The organism is Rothia sp. ND6WE1A, assembly GCF_001683935.1.
GTDB lineage: Bacteria > Actinomycetota > Actinomycetes > Actinomycetales > Micrococcaceae > Rothia > Rothia amarae.
On sequence record NZ_LXTU01000077.1, the window covers coordinates 1 to 756 of the forward strand.

Here is a 756-nt window from a genome sequence, read left to right on the forward strand (position 1 = left end):
TATTTTCTCTCCGATCATATAAAGACCCAAAGATATCGATATTTACAACCAACTACGATTTATATAATGAATACGCTTTGGAGCGAAATAAGATTATCTACACCACTGGGATGTCAACAGGGATTAATAGGTTTTTTGAAGTTAATAATTTTCATTATAGACTTGTCGATGATACTAACAGATATAAAGAAATATGGCAGCCCACCCATAAAGCTGCCAATCTCTATAAGATTCATGGATCAATCAACTGGAGGTTTGACTCTAAAAAAAATATTGTGATAGAAAATAACCATTCCCCTGATTCAGAAACTACAGCAATATATCCTACAGCAATGAAAAATCGGGAAACAGCAGAACATCCTTACTCTGAATTATTCCGAGAATTCTCTATACAACTTCGGCGACCAAATAGTACTTTATTAGTTATGGGATACGGATTTCCTGACCAGCATATAAATAATATTATCGCCCAAAACATATCTAATGAAGATTTCAATCTTATTATTTTTGGGAATCATTCCGAAGAAAAATGTAGAGATTTTTTTGAAAGGTATGAAGGCTATCCAAATGTTCACCTAATTGGAGGGTCTCTACCCGATAGGAAGTCAAAGCTAAGTTATTTTGATACAATCGTAGAAATACTGCCTGAAATAGCTTCACCAAATACCAGTGATTATAATATTGAAGAATCTGATACAGATTACAGCGAGGACCCTCAATGAAAAGTATTGGCAGGGTAATTGAAGTAGCTACAAA

Annotated in this window: 1 protein-coding gene; it reads left to right on the forward strand. The window is 34.0% G+C overall.

The window, feature by feature from the left end; all coding sequences use genetic code 11:
* The coding region (locus tag A7E48_RS10645; protein ID WP_198924149.1) for an SIR2 family protein at positions 1 to 722 on the forward strand (722 nt) is incomplete at its 5' end.
* Between the last annotated feature and the right edge of the window lie 34 nt (positions 723 to 756).